Consider the following 24,112-nt stretch of genomic DNA (forward strand, 5'->3'; position numbering starts at 1 on the left):
TAACTTATCCTTAGTACTGGACAATTGTTTAAAAGCAGATAATGAAGTAATTGTCTTGCCGGTACCAGTCGCCATTTCAAATAATCCTCTGCAATCATGAGCAAACCAAGAGTCAATAGCATCTTCCTGATACTCCCTTAAGTTTATTGGCTTTCTAGTTTTTCTAGATATTACCACCAACTCTTTTCTAGATATTGGTGCAAATTCAATTAGTTCGTCTTTAACAGCAGAAGGCAAATCAATAATGTCTGTTCTTTCAGTAATTCCATTCCAATAATCATTAAAAGTGTTTAAATCAGATTCAACATATTTCTCTTCACCAGAATCCCATGATCTAAAAACTTTAAATTCTTCAATATTGTATAACCAACCTGCAGCAGTTTCATTATCTGATCCACTGAATGAAATCCGATTATTTTCATTATCTTTTAAAATTCCCACTTTAGAATGGAATATGCCTTTTTTATCTTTAGGTATGGCAATTTTTATCTCCAAAAACCCATTAGCCAACATCCATCCCAACGCTTTGACATGATCTTTAATAAATTCATCCTCAATGCTATGCAAATCATCTATAAACAATCGTTGAATGTAATCTACAGAATTTTGATTGGTTTCTTCAATAATTTCATAATCTTCCTTGGTTAACTGTGCATTGCATAATAATTTCATCTTTCCACCATTAATAATAAAATCCGCAATCCCTCGTGCAGAAATTGCTAATGAAGAAGATGAAAAATATCCTGACATTCTATAATATTCAATAGAATTTGATAAAACAGGAATATAGAACTCCTCAACTAGATTATCCTTATCAGAATCATATTTAAACTTGATGTCCGCATTTTTTAACAACAAACCAACCCCACAATATTGTACCAATATAAAAAATTGCTTTCAAATAGAAAAATTGATATCAGCACATAATATTGACACTAATGTATAATATGTGGTTAAGTATATATAATAGTTTTTAAAATTTAAAAAAATAAAAGAAAAAGTAGTTAGATTAACCTTAAGTTGTCTGATTTAATAAAAATTGGAAGAGAAACGTCTGGATTTTCAAGTTTTACAATAAATGAATCTCTTTCCTCATTAAATCCTGTGACAATTCCAAAATTAAATTCAAATGGACCAGAGGTTACTTGAACCTTATCTCCTTCATTAAACATAGGGACATTATCCAGTTCCATTTCAATACCAATTCCATAATACTCATTTTTAGCAGCTATTGCTTCCTCTTCAGTATCATAATATCCCAATTTTTTAAATCCTCTTTTTTTCTTTACTTTAACAACCCATTGATTGGCTCTTTCATTAAATGAAATAATCGCATCAGATTCCTTTTTAACAAATTTACGTCGGAGTTTAGCTTGATTTTCTCTTTTTTTCCGGATATACTCATCACGAGCAATAACTGCTTCCTCTTCAGTATCATAGAAACCAACAATTTTAGACCCCACATGACCTTTTACCTTCACAAACCATTGGTTACGTTTTGGACTGAAAATAACAAATTTATGCTTTGATCGTTTATATTTTACTTGTTGTTGTTCAACTGGTTTCTTATCATGAAGATTATTAAGTTCGCCCATTTCCTTTAAATAACGTGTAGCATAATTATTAGCATCTATGAGACCAGCAAAAAACTTTTTAACAACTGCCCTACCATCCCTAAACAAATTAACTTCCCATTTATTATTTCTTGGGTTGAACATTATCTGGACCAAATCAGAATATTGACTAATATCTACAAAATCCTCTGAAAACATTAAATTTTTATAAATAGATTCATCAAGAATATCAGTACTAGAACCATATACCCTAAAAAACCTATTTAATGTTTTAACATCGGTTAAAAAAATGCCCTTTGAACCTAAAACAATTAAATTTTCATCCAACAAATTTGAAACTGTAATGTTTAATTTTAGTTCATCAAAACCAGCATCCAATAAGACATCCCTTTTTAATTCTTCAGAGGGAGATATGTAATCCAACAATTCATTAATCTCAGTGACCAATTCGCATTTTTTAACACAATCATCACATTTATCGCCATAATTGAACTTTTTTAATTCTTTACCACAGATAGAACAATATTTAATCTCCCCATACTCTTCTTCATCATCATCGATACCAACATATTCATCTAATCTGGAACCTCCAATATTAGAAGTTTGAAAACTAGACTCCTCATCAAAATTCAAATCATCTGATGAATCATTATCTTGTCCATCAAGGTATTTTTCTAATTCCGAACTATATGCAGATTCATTTGAATTTTTATTATTTTTCCCCATATGACCCACCAAAAAATTCAACTAATTAAACTCTATTATAAACTATGATTACATAAACTATAAATATTTTTAATACAACAATTTACGAATCTAACATCTATTTACTTTACATTACAGAATCTGACGAAAGAATTAAATGCATCAACAAACCCTTAAAAACACGAGAAAAACATAATATAATAGAAAAAATAGTCAATTCGATAATAATTAACCTAAAACTAGAATGAAATGTTAGATTAAAGAAATTACTAAACAAAATTCAAAAATAACAAAAATATTCAATTAAAAAGAAAAAATAAAAAAAAGAATAGGTGATAGATTTAAAAAATCTATCCGAAGAGAGCACCTAATCCAGCTGCTGCTTCTTCTTCAGAAGCTTCTTCTTCTTCCTCTTCTTCTTCCTCTTCTTCTTCAGCTGCGTCAGCTGCTGCTGCAGGTGCAGCTGCAGGTGCTGCTGCTGCCATAGCAGTAGTTTCCATAGCTTCGTCGATGTCAACATCTTCTAAAGCTGCAATTAATGCTTTGATTCTAGCATCGTCAGCATCAATTCCTGCTGCTTCGATAATACTTTTAACATTTTCTTCGTTAATATCTTTTTCTGCACTGTGCAAAATCATTGCCGCATATATATATTCCATGTTATCACCATTAGTTTTTTTAAAGTGTTAGTTTTTATTAAATAATAAAATTATTATAATTTTAACCGAACAGAGCTCCTAACCCAGCTGCTGCTTCTTCTTCACTACTTTCTTCTTCTTCCTCTTCTTCTTCCTCTTCTTCTTCAACGACTTCTTCCACTGCTGGAGCAGCTGCTACAGCAACGTTGGAAAGTTTGTCAGCTAATTCGTCGTCAATAGCACCAGGTGCGTCTGCAACTTCGGATGCTAATGCTAACATTTTAGCTTGTGCTAAACCGATAATTGGTTCTGAAGTTTCTGAGGTCATTATTGCTGCTTGTACACCTAAGTTAATAGCTCTGGTGTATGCAAGAGTAATAATTGTGGAAATAGTTTCATCAGTAGGTATTGCTGCGTTAACAGATAAGTTGAATGCATTTCTGAATGCATTTTGAACGTCAGCTAATGTTTGTTCTTCATCGATTGCGAGTAAATCAGAAGTATAAACAGATCCTTCTTCATATACTGCTTTTAAATCAATTCCTACTTCCATCGGATTAATATCCATTCTTGATAAAGTTGCTGCAACTTGTTTGGATACTTCTTCACCAGCTGCGACTACAACAGTTTCTTTTTGAACGCATATTTTTCCTTTGTCGATTTTTGCAGGAATTCCTACTTGTTGCAATTCACCTAAAAATGGACCTGGTTCAAATCCGGTGTCCCCTTCAGGTACAATAATATCATCAGTTGCAATAGTTCCTGGTTTAGCAGGAGCAGAAGTTTTGCTGTCTTCCAATATTTTGTACAATTTGAAAGGATTCATTTCGGTTGCGATAAGTGCAACTTGACCATCCATATGTTCAGATAAATCAACAATGTTGGTTTTATCAGCATTGCAATCTTCAAAAGCTAAATCAATAAGGTTTTTCTTGGACATTCTGATAACAGCTTTGCCGAGGAGAGCTTTCCTCATTTCCTGGAGCTGTTTTGCAGGAATGTTCATTAAATCGACAATACCGATAACGTCGTATTTGTCAATGATACCTTTTAGCTCTATAACTTCTTCCTTTTTCCATTCAGCAACATGAGCCATTAGATCACCCTCACTACTGGTCCCATAGTTGTTTTAATAAACATGGACTTTATTTGACTTCTTCCTTTTTCTAAATTGCGGTCCAAGACTGTAAGAACAGTTTCCACATTTTCAGCTATATCCTCGTCTGACATGTCCTGGCTTCCAACAACAACCTGAATACTTGCTTGTTGTTTTACGCCAACTTTGACAGTATTTTGTAATCTTTCTAAAAGAGGATCTAATTTGATACTTGCAGGCACTGGTTTTGGCATTTTTCCACGAGGACCAAGAACTGGACCTAGGAATCTACCTACCAATGGCATCATATCTGCTTGAGCAATAAGGAAATCTACAGAGTTAGCCATTTTTTTGGCAGCTTTTCTGTCTTTTCCAAACTCTTCTAAATCCGCTTTGTTGATTACAACATCAAGACCAGCATCTTTAGCCTGAACAATGAGTTCCCCGTCAGCTATGACTCCGATACTTACATCTTTGCCACGGCCGTTAGGAAGAGTAACTTCCTCATTAAACCTATTTTCTGGCTTTTTGACATCTAAGTCACGGATATTAACAATAATATCTACGGACTCAGTGAAGTTTCTCGGCTTTGATTGTTCTTTTGCCTCCTTCACCGCGTTTACTACATCTTGTGTCATATTCATCCCCCATGAACATTATGTTCATTGGTAATTTGGTTTCATGAGAATCGATTACAAGAAAAAAATTCTTAAACGATTGCATGAATTAAAAACAGTATATCAATTATAATTGACTTATAACATCATATACACTGTATTTATTAACTTAATTTAAATTTTAAATGACAATATTTATTCAGATAATAAAATATCGTCGTATACTCCAGCATCAACATCTTTTTGTGCTTCTCTTGGGTCTTTACCATCAACAGATAATCCCATACTTACACAGGTTCCCATAACTTCTTTAACACCTGCTTTGTAATCGTTAGCAAGTAATGAATCGAATTTCATTCTAGCGATTTTTAAAGCGGTTTCGATAGGGACATCATTGACGATGTCTAAACCTGGCTCATGAGAAGCTTTTTCGATGCCTAATTCTTCCATGATAAGTGCAGTAGTTGGAGGAGTACCAATTTCAATTTCAAATTCTTTAGTATCTCTATCAACGCTGATGATTACAGGGACTTTCATTCCTGCAAAGTCAGCACTTTTTTTGTTGATTTCTTCTACCACTTGCATCATGTTAATACCGAGAGGTCCTAAAGCAGGTCCTAATGGTGGCCCTGGAGTAGCGGTTCCACCTTCGATAAGAACTTCGACTGTATCTTTAGCCATCAGTCAGCCTCCTTTTGAATTATTCTAATTTGATCAGCTTTAACAGTAACCGGAATAGGTACTGCCGCTTCTATTAACTCAAGAACGACTTCTTCACGTGATTCATCAATACGAACCACTTTTGCTCTTTCACCTTTAAATGGACCAGAAATAAGTTCGACAATACTTCCTTTTTGTATAGAGGAAATAATAGGTTCTGGCTTTAAGAATCTTTTTACTTCTTCAAAGGTAATGCCGACACTACCTTCTACAACCCCTCTTAAATGTTGTACTTTTAAGTCAGGGTTCCTTAGATCGATTTTTGTTGAAGATTCAACCAAAATATATCCTTTTAAAGATTCCGGAACAAGAATTGCAGAAATGCCTACACCGTCAATGGTTCTAGCCTTACGTGCTAGAAGTCTTGCAACATTTCTTTCTTGACCCGCAGAGGTCTTTAGAGCATATATGGAACTGTTAGTATCTTCCATGAAAAATTCACCTATTTTTTAAATTTTTACTTGTTAATAAAATCATACATTAAGTTAAAAATATTATAAAGCACTTATTTTCAGAGAAAAATTTCTGAAAAAAATAAGATTTTTATAATAATAATATTTATGATAAATTATAGTATTTAAAAGTTTTCAAAAAACTAATATTATTGACAAAAAAGTATGCAATAAAAAAAATTTAAAAGATCAAAAAAATAAGAGAGAAGTTTTAGATACCTATTAAGGAACCTAAACAGACGATAATGTAACCAATACCGCCAATAACAACTACTCCAATAGCTGAAATTTTAGCCAAATCCTTGTATTCAGGCCAATCAGGCTTTCTTGATACTTTTAATACTCTTTTTGCATCTTTTATAAACTTATTAAAACTTTCTTTAAAATCCATTTGAATACCCGAAATAAAATTTATGATAATAAAATAATGGTAATAAAATAATTTATAATCTTAAACATTAATAAAGCTTTGCATTTTATAAAAAAATAAAATTAGATAGAATTAGAAAATTCCATCAATAAAATCATCTAACTGGTCACTAGCTGAACTAGATTCCTGAGCTTCATCAATATCCTCAATATCAGGTTCATCAATTGAACCGTGATTGGATTCAATTCCTGAAACAACCACAGTGGTTCTGACAACATTTTGGAGACTTTCATCGATTTGAGTACCCCAAATAATATTGGCTTCAGGATCCAATTTGTCAGCAACAACCTGGACGATTTTTTCAGCTTCATGTAATGTTAAATCAGAACTACCTGATATGTTAACTAAAGCACCTGTAGCATTTGAAATATCAATGTCTAATAATGGGCTGCTTAATGCTTCATGTACAGATTCCAAAGCTCTGTCTCCAGATTCAGATTCGCCCATACCAATCATGGCCATTCCAGAGCCGCTCATGATACTTCTAATGTCTGCGAAGTCTAAACTTACAAGACCTTTCTTGGTAATCAATTCTGTAATTCCTTTAACAGCTCTTCCTAAAATCTCATCAGACACCATGAATGCTTTGTTTAAAGGTAAATTTGGTGCGACTTCTAATAATTTATCATTAGGGATAATAATAACAGTATCAGCAGCTTCTTGGAGTTTTTCTAAGCCTAATTCAGCATTTTCTCTTCTTTTAATACCTTCTGCAGAAAACGGCATAGTAGCAACAGCAACAGTTAATGCACCTAATTTTTTAGCGATTTTAGCAATTATCGGTGCTGAACCTGTTCCGGTTCCTCCACCAAGACCGCAAGTAACGAAAACCATATCTGCGCCATCTAATGCATCTCTAATTTCATCTTCACTTTCTTCAGCACATTCTTCACCGACAGAAGGTTCTCCACCAGCACCCAATCCTTTTGAAGTTTGTCTGCCTAAAAGGATTTTTTTACCAGATTGACTGTAAAATAAATCTTGAGCATCAGTATTTACTGCAATTGTTGTAGCTCCTTCAATACCCATTTCATTTAATCTTGAAATGGTGTTGTTTCCTGCTCCTCCAGCTCCAACAACAAATATATTAGTTTTAACGCCTTTCATAATGTCGATAAGTTCATCATCAATATCAGAGGAGATTTTATCTGGCGCTTGTTCTTCCATTCTTTGTTCAGATTCTTTGATTGCATCATCTATAAATTTCACAACTTAACCCCACATACTCTGCTAATTAAAATTATTGTTATATATATCTATGATAACTCATATTTAAATGCAACTAATTACTATATAAATATGAAAAATTACCGATGAAATTAAAAAAATATTTTAATCTTTCGGCATTGCAATAATTTCATGAAACTTTAAATTGAATAGATCCTTTGCATTGACCGGAGTTAAAATAACTGCACTATCAACGCCGTGTCCTCTACCTCCAATGGCAATTATGTCTTCACCAACAGGAATTAATCCCGCATCGGCCGCCATTATGGAGATTTCAGCTGCAACCTTAATACCATGTGAAAACATCCTCAAGGTATCGGCCACAACATCCAAAGGAGAGAATCCTCCGTATTTGTTAGTTACGCCTCTTGCAGCACCGCTGAATGCATGAGCCCCGAAATAAGTTTTTATTCCAACATTTTCGAGCTCCTCAACCATTTCATCAGAAATGTCGGGCTGGTTTTCACCGCTGAATCCCATGTGATGAGTAACGTTGATTATTTCAATATCATCATCAACGGCCTCATATAATTTCAATGCTGATGCACCGGTTGCTGAAGCGATCAGTACTCTTTTAATGTTTTTAGAAGATTCCAATTTGTCACTAACAGCCTTAATTAATTCATTTGTATAATCATTTCCTTGCTTTTCAAAATATGTTATGAACTTTCTTTCCATATTTTCATCCCAATAGATAATTATTTAAAACTCTATTACTTTATATTAATATAATTTTTAATAAAGATTTTTATGATTGACTCAGAACTTGAAAATATCAAACATGTGAAGAATGGGGATTATCTTGTAATACCTATCGAAACCGGATATATCAAACCAAATGATAGTCTGGATTGTATAATCGAACCTGCAAGGGAATTGATGAATGACAATGATTATCTGGTCATTGCAGAAACTCCAATTTCAGTTTCACAAAACCGACTGGTTGATGAGTCAAAATACAGGCCTTCCCTAACTGCAAAATTCCTGACAACAGTCTGGAGCAAGTACCTGTGGGGCTATGTTTTAGGGCCCCTTTTGAAAATCAAAAAAAGAACCATCAAAAACCTGAGAAAGCTTCCAAAAGAAACTGAAGCACACAAGGAAGTGGTTCTCCAATTGTATGGCCTAAAGCATGCGCTAAAACCTGCTTCCGAAGCGGGAATTGACTTGAGCAATGCTCCGGGAACTTTTGTTTCACTTCTTCCGGAAAACCCCGAAAGGGTCGCATGTGAAATCAAAGATGAAATTTCAAAAGACATATGCGTGATGATTATTGACACGGATGCAACCTACATGAAAAACGGAAAGTACTTCACAGGCCTTCCGATAGCGATTGAAGGCATTGATGCCGACAACGGATTCTACGGTTATGTGAAAGGACAGCTGTCTGAAAATATGGGATCGACACCATTAGGATGTAGTGAAAAAATGGATGTTGAAACTGCACTGAAGATAGCCAATATTGCTGAAGACTATCAGAAATCACTTTCAACAGAAATGAAAACCATCCATAGCGTCAAAGAGGTTCTGGGTTCTGAAATTGATGAAGTGACAATAGAAGACCTTGATTCAATCACTCATACACCTGCTGTAATCATCAGAAAAATCAAATGAATTAAAATCAATGCTTTTAGGTCAAATCATTGAAAGAAAGTTTTATATTTCACTTTTTATATAACAAATTACATATTATTATAAAATAACGGAATGATTTTTGTGAACGTGGACGCTATTGCAAAATATAGAAACTACCTGTTGCCCCTGATGGACTGCATTTCAATCATTTTCGGGTATTATCTCGTGTCAGTGCTGATTACTGATTCATTTCTAATGCAGCCTACAAGTGCAATAACAAGGAATGAAATCCTAATAAGCATTGTTCTGGCCATAATTGTTTTTCAAATCATATTCAGACTGGCAAAAAGATATACAAACATTATCCGTTATGAGAATAATCAGGATTACCTGTTATACATTATCCTGTCACTAATCTCTTCACTTATAGTCTCGCTGATAGAGGACCTGTTCTTAAAAATGGTAAATCCTTCAATCAAGCTGAACTTGATTATCGGTTTGGTAATTGGAATAATCATGGTTGCCTACCGTTTGATTATCAAATATGTTCTCCTATCCGATGCCGCAAGCAGAGGAATTAAAAATCCGAGCGAACAAAAGAAAAAACTCCTGATTATAGGTGGAGGATATTCAGCAAACGACATAATAAAGACCATCAATTCCACACTCAAAGGCCAGTACGAAATAATCGGAATCATTGACGACAACAAGAAACGTATCGGATATTCCGTGGCCGGAGTCAGGATTATTGGTGCAAGAAACGATATTGTCAAGATTTGTGAAGCTAACGATGTTGATGAAATCTTCTTTTCAATAGTAAACATTGACAACAAAAACAAAAAGGAAATACTTGAAATCTGCAGCAAAACCAGGGCAAAGGTAAAAATTCTTCCAAGCCTGACAGAACTGATTACCGAAGAAAACCTCTATCACAGCCTAAGGGATGTGGGAATTGAAGACCTGCTTGGAAGAGACCCGATCAAGCTTGACAACCACAACATCAAAAGCCTGATTCAAAACCATGTTGTTCTGGTAACCGGTGCTGGAGGATCAATCGGATCAGAGCTTTGCCGCCAGATAATGCTGCACAATCCAAAACAAATGCTTTTACTGGACAATTACGAAAACAGCCTATATGACATTGAGCTTGAACTGAAAACAAATCATCCGAATGATGACATACGCGCAATAGTTGCAAACATTCGTGAAAAAGAAAGGCTGGATTCAATATTTGAAAAATACACTCCAGAAATTGTCTTTCATGCAGCTGCACACAAGCATGTTCCCCTAATGGAGAACAATCCAACTGAAGCGATTAAGAACAATGTATTTGGAACATACAATCTTGTAAACTGCTCAGACAAATACAATGTCAAGCGATTCATACTGATTTCAACAGACAAGGCGGTCAACCCGACCAACATCATGGGAGCCACCAAAAGACTTTGTGAAATGATCATTCAGGCAAAAGACAAATCAAGCGACACAGAATACGTTGCAGTGCGTTTTGGAAATGTGCTTGGAAGTAATGGCTCTGTCGTGCCCCTGTTTAAAAAACAGTTGGCAAATGGAGGTCCGCTTACCGTGACACATAAAGAAATTACAAGGTTTTTCATGACCATTCCTGAAGCGGTGGCATTAGTGCTGCAGGCCATAACCTATGCTGAAGGCGGAGAAATCTTCGTTTTGGATATGGGAGAGCCTGTTAAAATTTATGACCTGGCAAAAAGCCTTATTGAACTGTCAGGCTACACCCTTGGAGAGGATATGGACATTGAAATTACAGGAATGAGACCTGGAGAAAAGCTTTATGAAGAACTGCTGATGAATGAAGAAAACCTGCAGGAAACCAAGCATGAAAAGATATTCATCACAGAATCAATGGACTTTACAATGGACGACATTGAAAATAAACTTGACATGTTTAGGAAAATCATCGATGATGAAAGCACATCCAAAGAGGAGATAAAGCAAACCATGAAAAAATGTGTTCCAACTTATAAGGAACCACAAGAAGTTAATGGAGACGTACAATGAATATAGCATTTTCACCCCCTGACATAAGCGAAGTAGAAATCGAAGAAGTAATAGCCGCATTGAAATCCGGATGGATTACAACCGGACCAAAAACAAAGGAATTCGAACGGCAAATAACCGAATATTGCAACTGCGACAAGACAGTTTGTCTAAGTGCGGCAACAACCGCTTTGGAGATGACTTTACGAGTATTGGGAATCGGAAAAGGCGATGAAGTGATTGTGCCCGCATATACATATACCGCTTCCTGCAGCGTAATATGTCACGTGGGAGCAACACCTGTAATGGTGGACAGCCAAATCGACAGGGAAGAGATGGACTATGAAAAGATGGCCGATGCAATAACCGAAAAAACAAAGGCCATAATTCCAGTCGACATTGCAGGAATATTATGCGATTATGATAAAATCTTTGAAGTGATTGAAGCTAAAAAGGATTTGTTTGTCCCTTCAAATGATTTGCAAGAAGCATTTAATCGAATCATTGTTGTAGCAGACTCAGCCCATGGTTTTGGAGCCATTCAAAATGGTAAAAAGGCAGGAACTCTTGCCGATTTTACTTGCTTTTCATTCCATGCCGTCAAAAACCTCACCACAGCCGAAGGAGGAGCGGTCAGCTGGAAGGCACATGAGGGCATTGACAGCGAGAAACTTTATAAGGATTATCAGATTTATTCACTTCACGGCCAGACCAAAGATGCACTGGAAAAAACCCAAAAAGGGTCATGGGAATATGACATTCTGATTCCAGCATACAAATGCAACATGACCGACATCCAGGCAGGAATTGGTCTTGGACAACTGAAAAGATATGAATCAATGTTAAAAAGAAGGCACGAAATTGTTAAAAGGTATGAAGAGGCATTTAGGGACACAAGAGTAATTGTGCCAAGACATACCGGAGAAAAGCATACCTCATCCGGCCACCTGTACCTGACACGACTTAAGGATATCACTTTAGAAGAGAGAAATAAAATTATCATTGAAATGGAAGAACGCGGAATAAGCACAAATGTCCACTACAAACCGCTTCCCCTATTAACCGCATATAAGAATTTGGGATTCGACATCAAAGACTATCCTAATGCATACAGTCTTTTTGAAAATGAGATAAGTCTGCCGATTTATTCCACACTAACCGATGAAGAAGTGGATTACATCTGCCAAAACCTACTTGAAATTTTGGAGAATTACTAAATTATTTATAATAAGAGAAATATAACTAATATCAATTTTATATTTTACTTTTTAAAAATGTGTTAGGGGAAATCAAATGATAGACGATCCATTAGTAAAGACCTTATTAACCAATGTTGTTGAAGATGAAAGCAATTTACCTATTGTTCAAGCATTAATCGACGGTATTGAAACCGACGAGGAAATTGCCAATAAAACAGGAATCAAACTGAATATCGTTAGAAAAATCCTTTATAGACTTTACGATATGGGATTGGCCAGTTATAAAAGGAGTAAAGACCCCGAAACACAATGGTTTACTTATTCTTGGAAATTTGAAAAAGAAGAAGTTATCAACCGCATCATAAAAGATTCCGAAAATTATTTGAAAATGTTGAATGATGAATTGGAACGTGAGGAAAACAACATGTTTTTCCTATGCCCTCAGGGCCATGTAAGACTTGATTTTGATGATTCCTCAGATTATGAATTCCTATGCCCTGTATGCGGTGAAGAATTGGAATTCCAGGATAATGCTGCCAACATAAAACAACTCAAAGAAGACATTAAAATGGTTGAAAGTAATTTTAAATCCTTTAGTGAAAAAAATAGATAAAATGGAAATTGAATTACTTGAAAAGGAAAATACGCCAAAGAATGTCATTGAACATTGTGAAGCAGTTTATAGAAAGGCTATGAAAATAGCCGCTAATTTTGATGACGTGGATGAAGAGCTAATACGCAAAGGCGCATTGCTCCATGATATCGGAAGGTCAAAAACCCATGGCATCACCCACGCTGTTGAAGGAGTGGAAATAGCAAAGAAATACGGATATTCCGCTGATGTGCTAAACATTATCGAAAGGCATATCGGCGCCGGAATCACTGCCGAGGAAGCGGTCGAACTTGGACTTCCCGAAAAATCATATATCCCCGAGACTTTAGAAGAAAAGATTGTGGCTCATGCGGACAATCTGGTTAGCGGAACTCGAGAAGTTGACATTGACTTTGTAATTGAAAAATGGCAGCGAACCATTGAAGACAGTGATGACAACATTGAAAGATTAAAAAAACTTGATGATGAATTAATTAAAGCTTTTGAGGAGTAATATGAAGGTAATATGTTCAAGTGAAGAGTCCCTATATCGTCCGGAAGCGGTTAGGTGGAGACAGAGAATGGAAATGATGAAACCCCTCGGAGATACCGTTGTTTTGCTGCCATGCAGTATGAAAAAACCATATTCCAATTCCAAATCACATCAGAAGTTTAGAAAACTGACAAGGTCATTTCAGGAACTTATAGTGACTTCCCCTTTTGGAATCTGTCCAAGAGAGCTTGAAAATACCTTTCCAATCCAATCTTATGATGTAAGTACCACTGGTTCCTGGTCCGCAGACGAAATTGAAGAAAGCGGAAAGCTGATAGCCAGATATTGTGAAGGTAAAAAAATAGTTGCCAATCTTGCAGGAGGATATCTGGAGTCCTGTGAGGCATATGTCGATGATTTTGTCAATGTATGTGCAAATGAACGTCCGACTTCACCGGATTCACTTTACAATTTAAGAATGGAACTAAAAAATCACCAAAGAATCAACAGAAGAGAGAAAACTTTGCACGAATTAAGGTCCATTGCCAAGTTCCAGTTTGGTGAAGCTGGAGAAAAATTTATTCCGGACAACGTTAAGACAAAAGGAATGTATCACAAAAGAATACTCTCCAACGGCACGCAACTAGCATTGCTGAATAAGGATTACGGGCTGTTCAGACTGAATCTCCCAGGCGGAGAAATATTGAAAGACTTGGGAATCCATATCGTCAACATTGATTTTGATCTTGAAACCAATACCGTTTTTGCACCGGGAATTGAAAAGGCAGACCATAAAATCATTCCAAACGACGAAGTCGTTGTTGTTCGTGACGATACTGTTGTCGGTGTCGGCAAGGCCGTGATGACCGGTCGTGAGATGGAGGAATGCGACAATGGAATTGGCGTGAAAATTAAACATCGCCTAAAAAAATAATAAGATATATTAATAACCTTTGGTAATAATTATAACTACAAATAATAGGAGACAATATATGTCAGAAGAATTAGTAAACGATATTAAAGAGGCCCTAATTCCAATTAATGACCCTCACATGGGAATCAGTATTGTGGACATGGGCATTGTACAAAATATTGCTGTTGATGGCGATCAAGCTGAAATTACACTTAAACCAACCAATCCAGGTTGTATGAGTATCACCCGTATTGCTGCTGATGCCAAAATCAGAGCAGAAAACGTTGAAGGCGTTGAAAAAGTAATCATTACAGTTGAAGGACATGCGATGTCCGAAGCTATTAACGAAATGATTAACAAATAATTTTTTAAAATTTTGATTAATTGCCCATATAACCGAAACAGTTATATATAAGCAATTAACATAAGTATTAGTGTTGACAGATAACTGTCACACAATAATTATAGGCTAGTGGCACAGCTTGGTTAGCGCGCTCGGCTGATAACCGGGAGGTCATGGGTTCGAATCCCATCTAGCCTACTGCTTACTATTTTTAGAGATTTTTCATATTTCCTGACAATTCTATCGACTTTTTTTAGAAATTATTATATAACATATTCTACAAATAATAACTTGAATGTACAAAAAGTAGGAATGATGATTAAAATGTGGGAAAAAGTCAATGAAAAATTCAAAAAATACCCTGCAAGATTAAGAGTTGTAGAAAAGATGATTGAGCTTGGTCTCTCCATTGGTGAAGACGGTAGAGTATACTGCGGCAATTTAAGAATAAGTGACAAAGCATTGGCCACTTCAGCCGATGTTGACAGACGTGCCATAAAATCCACCATTGAAGTGATTAAAGAGGATGAAGAATTGTTCAATCTCTTCAGCAATATAGTGCCTGCAGGAACTCTTCTAAAAAACATCGCCAAAAATCTCAAATTGGGAGTGATTGAAATTGAAGTGGGATCCGAAAGCGAAGGAATACTTGCAAGCACTACAGAATTAATTGCAAAAAAAGGAATAAGTATCAGACAGGCTTATGCTGAAGATACTGAACTTCAGGACAATCCCCTACTGACAATAATCACCGAAAAACCGGTGCAAGGTGAATTGATTAACGAATTTTTAAAAATAAAAGGAGTAACAAGAGTGTCAATTTATTAATTAAAATGTTCCATTCTTGCTTTTTCCATTTCTTTATCTTCTTCTTCAAGAATATCCAAGAGTTCTTCCCAAGCTTCTAAAGATTCTTTAGCTGCTTCTTCAGATAATTTTTCTATTGCATATCCGGCGTGGATTAAAACATAATCGCCAATTTCCACCTCAGGCAAGAGGTCCAATTTTGCTTGTTGTTTTGCTCCGCCGAAATCGGCAATCAACCAATTATCTTCCCTGTTAATCTCAAGAACTTGAGCAGGCGCTGCAATACACATAACTATCTTTCTCCAAAATTTATATATAATTAATATTAAATGTTAGTATTATATAAAACTATCTAAAGTGGTGTAAAAATGAAAAATATTGTTATCGGATCAGGGCCCGCAGGAAGATTAGGCTCATTAGAACTTGGAAAATTAGGCGAAGACGTTACCTTAATTGAAAAAAATCATATAGCCGGAACTTGCCTGAATGAAGGCTGCATGGTTGTTTGTGCACTTACTGACATTACCAAATTCATTGATTTGAACAAGAGATTCAACAGCCATGGATTTTTAAAAAGCAAAATGGAACTGTCCTATGAAAAGATCGTTGAAAAAATCGTTGAAACACAGGAAATGCTCAGAAAGCTCAACCAGATGGAAAATGAAAGTGTTGGAAACAATATTATCTATGGTGAAGCCAGCATTGACGCAGATACTGTTACCGTCAACAATGAAAGCTTAGAATATGACAATCTGTTAATTGCAACCGGCGCACGTCCATTCATACCGGATATTCCCGGCAAGGAATACGGTTTAACAAACAGGGACATTCTGAAACTCGATGATATCCCTGAAAAGCTGAACATAATCGGAGGAGGAATTATTGCCTGCGAGATTGCCAATATCTACTCAACACTTGGAAGCGAAGTCAATATTCTTGCAAGAAGCCAGATTCTAAAGGAAATAAGCGACGCCACAAAAAAATACGTTTTAAAGCATATCCTAAAGGACATCAATATCTATGAAAACACCAATGTCAAAGAAGCATTCAAGAACAAAGTGCTAACTGAAGACGGCAAAGAACTGGAGGGAATTCCATTTTTTGCAACAGGCAGAACTCCAAACAGTGAAATTGCAAAGGATTTTGTTGAACTGAATCCTGACAATACCATTAAAGTTGATGAAATGATGAAAACTACTGCGGATAATGTATATGCTGCAGGTGACGTTACCGGAGGTTATCAGCTGACACCGGTAGCTAGAATGGAGGGCATCACAGCTGCAAGGAATATGGCAAACTATCCAAATAAAGTAGGCTACCACTGCATTCCTCAGACATTGAGTCTGAACATGGAAGTGAGTTTTGTTGAAAATGAAAAAAGTGACTTGAGCGATGATGACAAGGCATTGATTGGAATTCCGGGAATTGCCGGTCCGCAATCCTTCTGGCGCATACTTGACGGTGAAACCGGATACACTGAAGTTGAATTTGACAAAAACAAAAATAGGATAAACAGAATCAATTCAGTCTCACCATCTTCTGCAGGTGATGTGGCATACCTGTCCTATCTGATGAGAATGGACTATGACCTTGATGACTACGGAGAATTTCTTGAAGTTCATCCGTCAACCGACTCAAATTACAAAATAATAAAAAACATGTGGCTATAATGCCACTATTCCAATTCTTTTAAAATTCTGTCCGCCAAATCATCGGCGGCATTCAAACACTGCTGGCCATAAACCAAGGCTTTTTCCTGCAGGGAATCATAGTTTCTGAATGCCTCATCAATGCTTTCACAAACATCACTGACTTCAGACTCAATCATTGCCCCCTTAAATACACCAGCCATATTCTGGTATCTTCCCCATTTTACACGGGTAAGGGCCACAATTGGCTTTCCATTGGTGAATGCCTCTTCAAGAGAAACGCCGTCATCAGTCAATACTGTCAGGTCGGCAAATTTGAAAAGATGGTTTATCCAATTGATGTATCCTGCATAAATGATTTTATCCTCATCGATCAGCTCATAATATTCATCATCCAAAGGCAAACCAACCAAAACAAGATTATATTCGTCGGTGTGGTCGGCTACAAGATTGATTCCATCAATCATTCCTTTAAAAATTGATGAACCGGATGAAAATACGATTGTCTTTTTATTTTCATCAAAATTGGAATATTCCTTAAGCTTTTCCAGGGCAACTTGTGCATCCCCATCATCCATATTGTCCGCTAAAGGATAAAATGACTTTTCCATATTGTCAGGCAGATTTTCCCATCTGAACTTGTCAAGTTCAGGAAGAATATAACATTTATTGAATTTAGGACATACTTTTGAGTCAAGCGGTGTTGAAATTAAAGAGAATCCCGGTTTTCTTGCTGCCTTTGCTCCCAGTGATCCGACAATAGCTCCACCACCCAAAACACCAACAACAAAATCAACGCCCAATTTTTTAATAAGGCTTCTTGCCTTGAAAGTGGCCATGAATAACTTAACTCCGCCCTTAAGCGCAGACAGTTTGGTGGCTGAATGGCCTCCGGCATGAGGAACGGAAATCCTATGCCACTGATAACCGTTTTTTTCAAATAAAGAACCATGAGCAGAGGCGTCAAGAGCAATTTCACATTGAACTCCCCTTTTTTCAAGTGCTCTCATCGTATTTAAGGCAGTCATTGCGTCACCGCCCAATCCTCTACCTGTAACAATGAACAGACATTTCAAAGTTTCACTCTCCTTTACCTAAACGAGGAATGTAATCGTTTGGAACATATTTCTTTGGATGACGTGCATGAGGGTTGAACAGCAGCCTTCTAAAACCTAATGAAATCAGAAGAGGATTTCTGATGTCATATTGCCTGTCTTTCAGAATCCATTTTCTCAGCAAATCTCCAAGGCCTCCTCCTGTCAGCACATCCATAAAGTAATCCCCGAATGTCGGATTAAGAATCCTCAGTTGCTGTCTGAAGAATACTCTAAGGTTGTTTCTTCTGACAAATGCAATCAGTGCGGTTGTTATAATGCCGAATATGATGACCGCCCAGAATCCTCCAAGAACATAATAGGCAATTCCAAGGGCCACACCAAACGTATGGTTTCCGACTTCCCCCAACATGATTTTTCCTGAAAAGTCCAATGGAGAGTAGGCAAGACAGGTTACGAATATTAATAATGGAGTATAGATTGCAGGAAGACCGAATGCATCAGGTGAACCCACTATAACCATTGCAAAAATCGCAAGCATGGACATTATCATGGTTACGATACATGCAGATCCCGGCTGCATGTCCGCAATATTCAACGGCTGAACCATAAGTGCTATGAATATTGATGCAAAGCCCAGACCTTCCATAAATCCGACAATCATTACCAGAATTATTCCAATGCCTCTTGACAGCTGACCCCATTCAATGCCGAAAGGAGACATTTTTCTTCCCAGGACATCATCGATAAGTGCAAAAATACCAATAAATAAAATCAGGTTATTGTAACCCGGCAGCATGTAAAAGGAAAGAATTATAAAAGGAACCACACCAATTGCACGTGGAATTCCTCCCCTTACATTCGGATACAGGTTTCCAAGATATCCCCGTTTTCCCAAAAATCTGAAAATTATATCCAGAATTCCTGTACCTATCAAAGTTACAATGAAAACAAATAATAATGCAAAAAATATCGATGTATACATCATATTATCACTTAAAATCTAACTATATAATTTTTAATTTTTTATATTATTTAAATATTTAAGCTATTTCATATCTTAAAATTGCCGCCACACCGCCAAGGCTTTCAAGCTGCTTTCCGCCATCATGTTCACTGCTGATTACCATGACCTCTCCCTTCATATTCTCAACCATATCCATGGCTTCCCCCATGTTATTGTTTGGAACCTGACTGTCAAGAACCAGCAATTGAGATACGGCACCCAGATTGACTGCATTTTGGGTTTCACGAATACCATATGCAATCTTTGAGGAATTCCTTCCGATTTCTGTTAAAAGATTATTGACGGCGCCCATTTCCAGTGCCACACGGTTTTCTGAAGTTAGCTTTTCAACGGTTCCCTTTTTGAGAACTTCAGAAATTCCGTTTCTGCCTCCCGAACCTGTGGATTCGATGATTGAAATTTTTGCCAAGTCCTGATGCTTGTCCTTCAAATAGTCATAAAAATCGTTTTTGACAAAGCCCGGCCCGGCAATGACGATGTTTTGAATTGAATCGAATTTAGTTATTGACTCTATGACCTTCTCATAGAACTGCACAATATTTTTTTGCCTGTTCTTGTCAATAATCCTTTTGCCTGATACATGTCCCTTGATAGGACCGTAATATTCGATTCCGAACTGCCTCATCAAACCCAATGTTGCAGAGTCATCTTCCAGAACCACAATAATTGCAGACAACTTTTTGGATGCCTCGATTGCCTGGTTCAATCTGTTGATTGCCCATTTTGGCCATCTTGGCTTTTTGATTGTGAGTGGAGTGTTGAGCTTTACCTCAAGAGTGTGGTGTGAGCCGAGAGGTATCAGGTCTTCGGGACCTCTTGTAATGATTCCTGTAAGCCTCAATTTACCTGTGAATAAATGGAATGATATGTTTTCAATATCCAACCCCAGATAAAATGTTTTCTTAACTCCTCTGTCACTTCTAAGCTTATCCCCAGTATTGTCCTGAATTCTACGTGTTGTTTTGGATGATGCATTGTCTCCAACTTCTATAATGTGAGATAGATGCCACAAATCATCCAATGTTTCAGGAACCACCTCGACAATTGCCTCTTTTTCATCTTCTTTTATAATCTTCATGACTATCCACAATAATTTTTTCTAGTTAATGATTTATATAGTTACAAATTAAAATAATTAATGATTAAAATGAATGTCGGAATAATTGGTGGTAGTGACGGTTTGGGAAAAACCCTCGTTTACTACTTTAGAGATGAGTTTGAAGTATACATTACCGGTCGGGACCATAAAAAGGGAAGATCTGTTGCAAATGAGTTGAATGTCAATTATATTGAGTCCAATGCGGGACTTGCAAATATAAGTGATATTTTGGTAATTTCAGTGCCGATTCAGCACACTTCCAACGTTATTCGTGAAGTCGCCCCATTTATGAAAAGCGGATCGCTGATGGTTGACGTTACAAGCGTAAAGGAGGAGCCTTCAAAAACCATGGAGGAATGCCTGCCCGAGAGTGTGGAGTATATTCCGACACACCCAGTTTTCGGCCCAAGAACAACTGATTTGACCAACCAGGTAATCGTCCTGACTGCCGAAAAGAAAGGAAAATGGTATCCTAAAGTCTATGATTACCTTGCAGGCAAGAACATGAGAATCATTGAAACCAGCGCCGAAAAGCATGATTTCATGATGAGCATAGTGCAGGTTCTAACCCACTTCTCATTTATCTCAACCGCATCTGCAATCGAAAAGCTGAAAGTTGACCTGTCAGAAACCGAAGACTATGAAAGTCCAATATATAATCTCATGATTGATATGATTGCCCGTATCGTATCGCAGAATCCGTACCTTACCTACAACATTCAATCAAGAAACAGCAACGGGCCAAAAATCAGAAATACATTTGCCGAAGCGGTTTTGGAGCTGAGAGATGCAATCAACAACAAGGATGATGAAAAATTCATGGAAATAGCCCTTCAGGCAACAAAACATATGGGCGACATTACAAATGCGCTTGGTAGAAGTGACAAGGCAATCCGTGCATTGAGTTATGAATACAATTATTTAAATGATTCCATTGGCCAGGAAGTGGGTCTGAAGCATATCTACTCCGGAAAGATCCATGTCGGAATTCTTGAGGAAATAGACGGCAAGACTGCCATATTGAGAGATGGAAACAAAACCAAAAAACTCCGCATTGCAAACATCAGGATTCTGCTTCCAAACGAACTATATCAATGGAAACTCGACAATACTCCTAAAAAGACCGGATACATCAGCTGCGTATTTCCCAAAAATGTCCATGTTGAAACCATTGAAAATACTGTCATGAAACTGGATAATATCATTGACATCAAGCTGACCGATGCATATACCGGCCCCCAAATTGACGAGAAGTTCATCAGCCTGACCTTTGAGGTTACTGCAATGTCCAAAGAGGACATTGCAAGAGTCAAGGAACTGTTCACAGGTTTTGGCGGAGTCATCAGATAATTGTTTTATTTAAAACGAACAAATATTAAAGTGTCTAAAAGTAATTAAATTTTAAAATCCGATATAACACTTTAATTATTACTTTTTTTATTGAAATGAATTTTTAAATTGAATTCAGAATTATTTGAGAAGAATTAATCTTGCTATTTTGAAAATACTTATTTTTAGAGGGTTTTGAAAAATCACTAAAACCGAAACCTTTATATAGTAAAACATACACAGATATCTTTGTCAATAAAGTTACAAAAAGTAACAAAAAGATTTTTGACAAACATTACAATTACAATTCACAGCCAAATGGAGATGATATTATGGCAAAAAATGAAATTACACTAAAAGTTGCAGAAGCAATTTCACAAAAGGATGTGGGTCAAGGTGTCGCAAGACTTGATCCGAATGTCATGGATGATTTAGGCATCCATGAAAGAGATTTAATAGAAATTGTTGGTGAAAGAAGAACTGCAGCTATCGCTCTTCCTTCACAAACTGATATCGGCCTTGGAGTAATCAGAATTGACGGCCTTGTGCGTAAAAATTCCGGTGCCACAATAGGTGGAGAAGTTACAGTCAAAAAAGCAAAAGCGACTGAAGCAAAAAAAGTGGTGCTTGCTCCTACTGAAGACAACATCCGTGTACAGGGAGATGTCCGTGGCCTATTCGCCGGAAAAGTCATGGTTCAAGGCGATATAATCGGATCACAAATCAGAGCCCCAAGGCCAATGGGCATGGGCTTCAACAGCATATTCGATGAACTGATGGAATTTACCCCTGCAATGAAGGAAATTAAGTTTGCAGTAATCTCCACCAATCCGAAAGACATTGTTATAGTCGGTCCGAATACCGAAGTGCAATTGCACGAGACTCCTGTTGACGTCAGCAAAATAGAAGGAGTCGGAAACCTCGTTGACGTAAGCTACGAGGACATCGGAGGCCTTAAGGAGGAAGTCAAAAAAGTAAGGGAAATGATTGAAATTCCTCTTAAAAGACCTGAACTGTTTGAAAAATTAGGCATTGCACCTCCAAAAGGGGTTCTCATGCACGGTCCTCCTGGAACCGGTAAGACACTGCTTGCAAAAGCTGTGGCAAGTGAAAGTGATGCGCATTTCATCGCAATCAACGGACCGGAAATCATGAGCAAATACGTTGGAGGATCCGAAGAAAACCTCAGAGAATACTTTGAAGAGGCAGAGGAAAATTCCCCTTCAATCATATTTATTGATGAACTTGATGCAATCGCTCCAAAAAGGGAAGAAACCAATGGTGAAGTTGAAAGAAGAACCGTTGCTCAGCTTTTAACTTTAATGGACGGTCTTAAATCCCGTGGACAAGTGGTAGTCATCGGTGCAACCAACAGACCGGATTCACTTGATCCCGCCTTAAGAAGACCTGGAAGATTTGACCGTGAAATTGAAATTGGAGTGCCTGACTCCGAAGAGAGAAAAGAGGTTCTTGAGATTCACACAAGAAACATGCCTCTTGCAGAGGACGTTGACCTTGATAAAATCGCAAATACCACACACGGTTTTGTAGGAGCCGATTTGGAATCATTATGTAAAGAAGCGGCAATGAGAGTAGTCAGAAGAATATTGCCTGAAATTCAAAATGACGAAGAAATCCCAAAAGAGGTCATGGAAAAGATCGTTGTAACAGGAAACGATTTCAAAACAGCACAAAAAGAGATACAGCCTTCCGCATTAAGGGAAGTCCTGGTGCAAATTCCGGACATCGGATGGGACGATGTAGGTGGACTTGACGACGTTAAACAGGAGCTTAAAGAAGCAGTCGAATGGCCATTAAAACATCCTGAAACATTCCAACGTCTGGGAATCAGACCTCCAAAAGGAACATTATTATACGGCATTCCCGGAACAGGTAAGACATTGCTTGCAAAGGCAGTGGCAAGTGAAAGTGAAGCGAACTTCATCTCAGTGAAAGGTCCGGAACTCCTGTCCAAATGGGTTGGAGAATCAGAAAAAGGCGTTCGTGAAGTATTCAGAAAAGCGAAACAGGCTTCACCAACAGTGATCTTTTTCGATGAAATAGATGCAATAGCCGGCGCCCGTAGCGGAAATGATACTGACAGCGGCGTGACAAAAAGAGTGGTAAACCAATTGCTGACTGAAATGGACGGTTTGGAAGAGCTTGAAGATGTTGCAATCATTGCAGCAACCAACAGGCCGGACATTTTGGATGCCGGACTCATGAGGCCTGGAAGATTTGACAGACACATTCAGGTCAAAGAGCCTGATGAAGATGCAAGAGTATCAATCTTTGAAGTTCACACCAAAGGAATGCCTCTTGCCAGTGATGTTGATGTTAAAAAACTAGCCAAAAATACTGAAGGATATGTCGGAGCAGACATTGAAGCAGTATGCCGGGAAGCAGCAATGCTTGCCTTGAGAGATGATCTGGAAGCCAGTGAAATTCCATACAAATACTTTAAAGAAGCAATCGATAAAGTCAAGCCAAAACATGAAAACGAAGAACAGTTAGTTCAGTACATGTAAGGAAGAAAACCCATAATTTTCTTCCTTT

Annotated in this window: 25 protein-coding genes and 1 tRNA gene; 12 read left to right on the plus strand and 14 right to left on the minus strand. The window is 37.2% G+C overall.

What is annotated here, in order from left to right:
- The 10 genes from ACJMLO_RS01830 to ACJMLO_RS01875 all read right to left on the minus strand — a co-directional run.
- The coding region (locus ACJMLO_RS01830; protein ID WP_405293350.1) for a DEAD/DEAH box helicase family protein at positions 1-858 on the minus strand (858 nt) is incomplete at its 3' end.
- Positions 859-1,004: 146 nt separating this feature from the next.
- The gene (locus tag ACJMLO_RS01835) at positions 1,005-2,300 is read right to left on the minus strand and encodes a hypothetical protein (protein ID WP_405293352.1); all 1,296 of its coding nucleotides are present in this window, start codon (positions 2,298-2,300) and stop codon (positions 1,005-1,007) included.
- 329 nt (positions 2,301-2,629) lie between these two features.
- Positions 2,630-2,938, minus strand: coding sequence for a 50S ribosomal protein P1 (gene rpl12p / locus ACJMLO_RS01840; RefSeq protein ID WP_405293354.1), 309 nt, complete (start codon positions 2,936-2,938; stop codon positions 2,630-2,632).
- A 61-nt stretch (positions 2,939-2,999) separates the two neighbouring features.
- Complete coding sequence (locus ACJMLO_RS01845; RefSeq protein WP_405293356.1) at positions 3,000-4,013, minus strand: 50S ribosomal protein L10; 1,014 nt, start codon at positions 4,011-4,013, stop codon at positions 3,000-3,002.
- Positions 4,013-4,651: a 50S ribosomal protein L1 gene (locus ACJMLO_RS01850; RefSeq protein WP_405293358.1), complete on the minus strand. Its 639-nt coding sequence runs from the start codon at positions 4,649-4,651 to the stop codon at positions 4,013-4,015. Before ACJMLO_RS01850 ends, ACJMLO_RS01845 begins: the two co-directional genes overlap by 1 nt.
- Positions 4,652-4,825: 174 nt before the next feature.
- Positions 4,826-5,311, minus strand: coding sequence for a 50S ribosomal protein L11 (locus ACJMLO_RS01855; RefSeq protein ID WP_405293360.1), 486 nt, complete (start codon positions 5,309-5,311; stop codon positions 4,826-4,828).
- A complete protein-coding gene (locus tag ACJMLO_RS01860; RefSeq protein ID WP_292600718.1) occupies positions 5,311-5,781 on the minus strand; it encodes a transcription elongation factor Spt5 in 471 nt (156 codons plus the stop codon). Before ACJMLO_RS01860 ends, ACJMLO_RS01855 begins: the two co-directional genes overlap by 1 nt.
- Before the next feature lie 232 nt (positions 5,782-6,013).
- Entirely contained in the window at positions 6,014-6,193 is a 180-nt protein-coding gene (locus ACJMLO_RS01865) for a protein translocase SEC61 complex subunit gamma (RefSeq protein ID WP_405293362.1), read from the minus strand.
- A 111-nt stretch (positions 6,194-6,304) separates the two neighbouring features.
- Complete coding sequence (gene ftsZ / locus ACJMLO_RS01870) at positions 6,305-7,441, minus strand: cell division protein FtsZ (protein WP_405293364.1); 1,137 nt, start codon at positions 7,439-7,441, stop codon at positions 6,305-6,307.
- Between the two features lie 123 nt (positions 7,442-7,564).
- Positions 7,565-8,137 (minus strand): pyruvate kinase alpha/beta domain-containing protein, encoded by a 573-nt coding sequence (locus tag ACJMLO_RS01875; protein ID WP_405293366.1) that lies wholly within the window; start codon positions 8,135-8,137, stop codon positions 7,565-7,567.
- Between the two features lie 75 nt (positions 8,138-8,212).
- Between ACJMLO_RS01875 and ACJMLO_RS01880 the strand changes: the two genes are divergently transcribed.
- The 9 genes from ACJMLO_RS01880 (at position 8,213) to ACJMLO_RS01920 (ending at position 15,418) form a co-directional block, all read left to right on the plus strand.
- Positions 8,213-9,073, plus strand: a complete 861-nt coding sequence (locus ACJMLO_RS01880) for a coenzyme F420-0:L-glutamate ligase (protein ID WP_405293420.1) — start codon at positions 8,213-8,215, stop codon at positions 9,071-9,073.
- Positions 9,074-9,175: 102 nt separating this feature from the next.
- The gene (locus ACJMLO_RS01885; RefSeq protein WP_405293368.1) at positions 9,176-11,071 is read left to right on the plus strand and encodes a polysaccharide biosynthesis protein; all 1,896 of its coding nucleotides are present in this window, start codon (positions 9,176-9,178) and stop codon (positions 11,069-11,071) included.
- The gene (locus tag ACJMLO_RS01890; protein ID WP_405293370.1) at positions 11,068-12,267 is read left to right on the plus strand and encodes a DegT/DnrJ/EryC1/StrS family aminotransferase; all 1,200 of its coding nucleotides are present in this window, start codon (positions 11,068-11,070) and stop codon (positions 12,265-12,267) included. Before ACJMLO_RS01885 ends, ACJMLO_RS01890 begins: the two co-directional genes overlap by 4 nt.
- Before the next feature lie 76 nt (positions 12,268-12,343).
- Positions 12,344-12,862, plus strand: coding sequence for a transcription factor E (tfe, locus tag ACJMLO_RS01895; protein ID WP_405293372.1), 519 nt, complete (start codon positions 12,344-12,346; stop codon positions 12,860-12,862).
- 1 nt (position 12,863) lies between these two features.
- On the plus strand, positions 12,864-13,355 hold the full coding sequence (locus tag ACJMLO_RS01900; RefSeq protein WP_405293374.1) for a TIGR00295 family protein: 492 nt from the start codon (positions 12,864-12,866) through the stop codon (positions 13,353-13,355).
- A 1-nt stretch (position 13,356) separates the two neighbouring features.
- Positions 13,357-14,268, plus strand: coding sequence for a DUF5591 domain-containing protein (locus ACJMLO_RS01905; protein ID WP_405293376.1), 912 nt, complete (start codon positions 13,357-13,359; stop codon positions 14,266-14,268).
- A gap of 58 nt (positions 14,269-14,326) precedes the next feature.
- Entirely contained in the window at positions 14,327-14,611 is a 285-nt protein-coding gene (locus ACJMLO_RS01910; RefSeq protein WP_405293378.1) for a metal-sulfur cluster assembly factor, read from the plus strand.
- A gap of 102 nt (positions 14,612-14,713) precedes the next feature.
- Positions 14,714-14,788 (plus strand) — tRNA-Ile (locus ACJMLO_RS01915).
- 114 nt (positions 14,789-14,902) lie between these two features.
- Positions 14,903-15,418, plus strand: a complete 516-nt coding sequence (locus ACJMLO_RS01920; protein ID WP_405293422.1) for an amino acid-binding protein — start codon at positions 14,903-14,905, stop codon at positions 15,416-15,418.
- Here the strand turns inward: ACJMLO_RS01920 and ACJMLO_RS01925 are convergent.
- Complete coding sequence (locus tag ACJMLO_RS01925) at positions 15,415-15,687, minus strand: HypC/HybG/HupF family hydrogenase formation chaperone (RefSeq protein ID WP_405293380.1); 273 nt, start codon at positions 15,685-15,687, stop codon at positions 15,415-15,417. The two genes, ACJMLO_RS01920 and ACJMLO_RS01925, sit on opposite strands and share 4 nt — an antisense overlap.
- A gap of 78 nt (positions 15,688-15,765) precedes the next feature.
- Here ACJMLO_RS01925 and ACJMLO_RS01930 point away from each other — a divergent pair, with 78 nt between their 5' ends.
- Positions 15,766-17,067: an FAD-dependent oxidoreductase gene (locus ACJMLO_RS01930; RefSeq protein WP_405293382.1), complete on the plus strand. Its 1,302-nt coding sequence runs from the start codon at positions 15,766-15,768 to the stop codon at positions 17,065-17,067.
- 5 nt (positions 17,068-17,072) lie between these two features.
- Here the strand turns inward: ACJMLO_RS01930 and ACJMLO_RS01935 are convergent, their stop codons facing one another.
- From ACJMLO_RS01935 to ACJMLO_RS01945, 3 genes are read right to left on the minus strand one after another with little or no spacing between them, the layout of a single operon-like run.
- On the minus strand, positions 17,073-18,122 hold the full coding sequence (locus tag ACJMLO_RS01935; protein WP_405293384.1) for a glycosyltransferase family 1 protein: 1,050 nt from the start codon (positions 18,120-18,122) through the stop codon (positions 17,073-17,075).
- A 4-nt stretch (positions 18,123-18,126) separates the two neighbouring features.
- Positions 18,127-19,089, minus strand: a complete 963-nt coding sequence (locus ACJMLO_RS01940; protein ID WP_405293386.1) for a cell wall biosynthesis protein — start codon at positions 19,087-19,089, stop codon at positions 18,127-18,129.
- 55 nt (positions 19,090-19,144) lie between these two features.
- On the minus strand, positions 19,145-20,206 hold the full coding sequence (locus ACJMLO_RS01945) for an mRNA surveillance protein pelota (RefSeq protein ID WP_405293388.1): 1,062 nt from the start codon (positions 20,204-20,206) through the stop codon (positions 19,145-19,147).
- Positions 20,207-20,266: 60 nt separating this feature from the next.
- On the opposite strand from ACJMLO_RS01945, the gene ACJMLO_RS01950 reads away from it, so the two are divergent.
- Together ACJMLO_RS01950 and ACJMLO_RS01955 are read left to right on the plus strand one after the other, a co-directional pair.
- Positions 20,267-21,577: a prephenate dehydrogenase gene (locus tag ACJMLO_RS01950; protein WP_405293390.1), complete on the plus strand. Its 1,311-nt coding sequence runs from the start codon at positions 20,267-20,269 to the stop codon at positions 21,575-21,577.
- A 311-nt stretch (positions 21,578-21,888) separates the two neighbouring features.
- Positions 21,889-24,084, plus strand: coding sequence for a CDC48 family AAA ATPase (locus ACJMLO_RS01955; protein ID WP_405293392.1), 2,196 nt, complete (start codon positions 21,889-21,891; stop codon positions 24,082-24,084).
- Positions 24,085-24,112 lie beyond the last annotated feature (28 nt).

This window comes from Methanobrevibacter sp. (assembly GCF_045120835.1).
Lineage (GTDB): Archaea > Methanobacteriota > Methanobacteria > Methanobacteriales > Methanobacteriaceae > Methanocatella.

Excerpts from the sequence above, each read along its gene's own strand:
- ACJMLO_RS01835 (WP_405293352.1), bottom strand. The coding sequence starts at position 2,300 with ATGGGGAAAAATAATAAAAATTCAAATGAATCTGCATATAGTTCGGAA.
- rpl12p (WP_405293354.1), bottom strand. The coding sequence starts at position 2,938 with ATGGAATATATATATGCGGCAATGATTTTGCACAGTGCAGAAAAAGAT.
- ACJMLO_RS01845 (WP_405293356.1), bottom strand. The coding sequence starts at position 4,013 with ATGGCTCATGTTGCTGAATGGAAAAAGGAAGAAGTTATAGAGCTAAAA.
- ACJMLO_RS01850 (WP_405293358.1), bottom strand. The coding sequence starts at position 4,651 with ATGACACAAGATGTAGTAAACGCGGTGAAGGAGGCAAAAGAACAATCA.
- ACJMLO_RS01855 (WP_405293360.1), bottom strand. The coding sequence starts at position 5,311 with ATGGCTAAAGATACAGTCGAAGTTCTTATCGAAGGTGGAACCGCTACT.
- ACJMLO_RS01860 (WP_292600718.1), bottom strand. The coding sequence starts at position 5,781 with ATGGAAGATACTAACAGTTCCATATATGCTCTAAAGACCTCTGCGGGT.
- ACJMLO_RS01865 (WP_405293362.1), bottom strand. The coding sequence starts at position 6,193 with ATGGATTTTAAAGAAAGTTTTAATAAGTTTATAAAAGATGCAAAAAGA.
- ACJMLO_RS01875 (WP_405293366.1), bottom strand. The coding sequence starts at position 8,137 with ATGGAAAGAAAGTTCATAACATATTTTGAAAAGCAAGGAAATGATTAT.
- ACJMLO_RS01890 (WP_405293370.1), top strand. The coding sequence starts at position 11,068 with ATGAATATAGCATTTTCACCCCCTGACATAAGCGAAGTAGAAATCGAA.
- tfe (WP_405293372.1), top strand. The coding sequence starts at position 12,344 with ATGATAGACGATCCATTAGTAAAGACCTTATTAACCAATGTTGTTGAA.
- ACJMLO_RS01900 (WP_405293374.1), top strand. The coding sequence starts at position 12,864 with ATGGAAATTGAATTACTTGAAAAGGAAAATACGCCAAAGAATGTCATT.
- ACJMLO_RS01905 (WP_405293376.1), top strand. The coding sequence starts at position 13,357 with ATGAAGGTAATATGTTCAAGTGAAGAGTCCCTATATCGTCCGGAAGCG.
- ACJMLO_RS01910 (WP_405293378.1), top strand. The coding sequence starts at position 14,327 with ATGTCAGAAGAATTAGTAAACGATATTAAAGAGGCCCTAATTCCAATT.
- ACJMLO_RS01920 (WP_405293422.1), top strand. The coding sequence starts at position 14,903 with ATGATGATTAAAATGTGGGAAAAAGTCAATGAAAAATTCAAAAAATAC.
- ACJMLO_RS01925 (WP_405293380.1), bottom strand. The coding sequence starts at position 15,687 with ATGTGTATTGCAGCGCCTGCTCAAGTTCTTGAGATTAACAGGGAAGAT.
- ACJMLO_RS01930 (WP_405293382.1), top strand. The coding sequence starts at position 15,766 with ATGAAAAATATTGTTATCGGATCAGGGCCCGCAGGAAGATTAGGCTCA.
- ACJMLO_RS01940 (WP_405293386.1), bottom strand. The coding sequence starts at position 19,089 with ATGATGTATACATCGATATTTTTTGCATTATTATTTGTTTTCATTGTA.
- ACJMLO_RS01945 (WP_405293388.1), bottom strand. The coding sequence starts at position 20,206 with ATGAAGATTATAAAAGAAGATGAAAAAGAGGCAATTGTCGAGGTGGTT.
- ACJMLO_RS01950 (WP_405293390.1), top strand. The coding sequence starts at position 20,267 with ATGATTAAAATGAATGTCGGAATAATTGGTGGTAGTGACGGTTTGGGA.
- ACJMLO_RS01955 (WP_405293392.1), top strand. The coding sequence starts at position 21,889 with ATGGCAAAAAATGAAATTACACTAAAAGTTGCAGAAGCAATTTCACAA.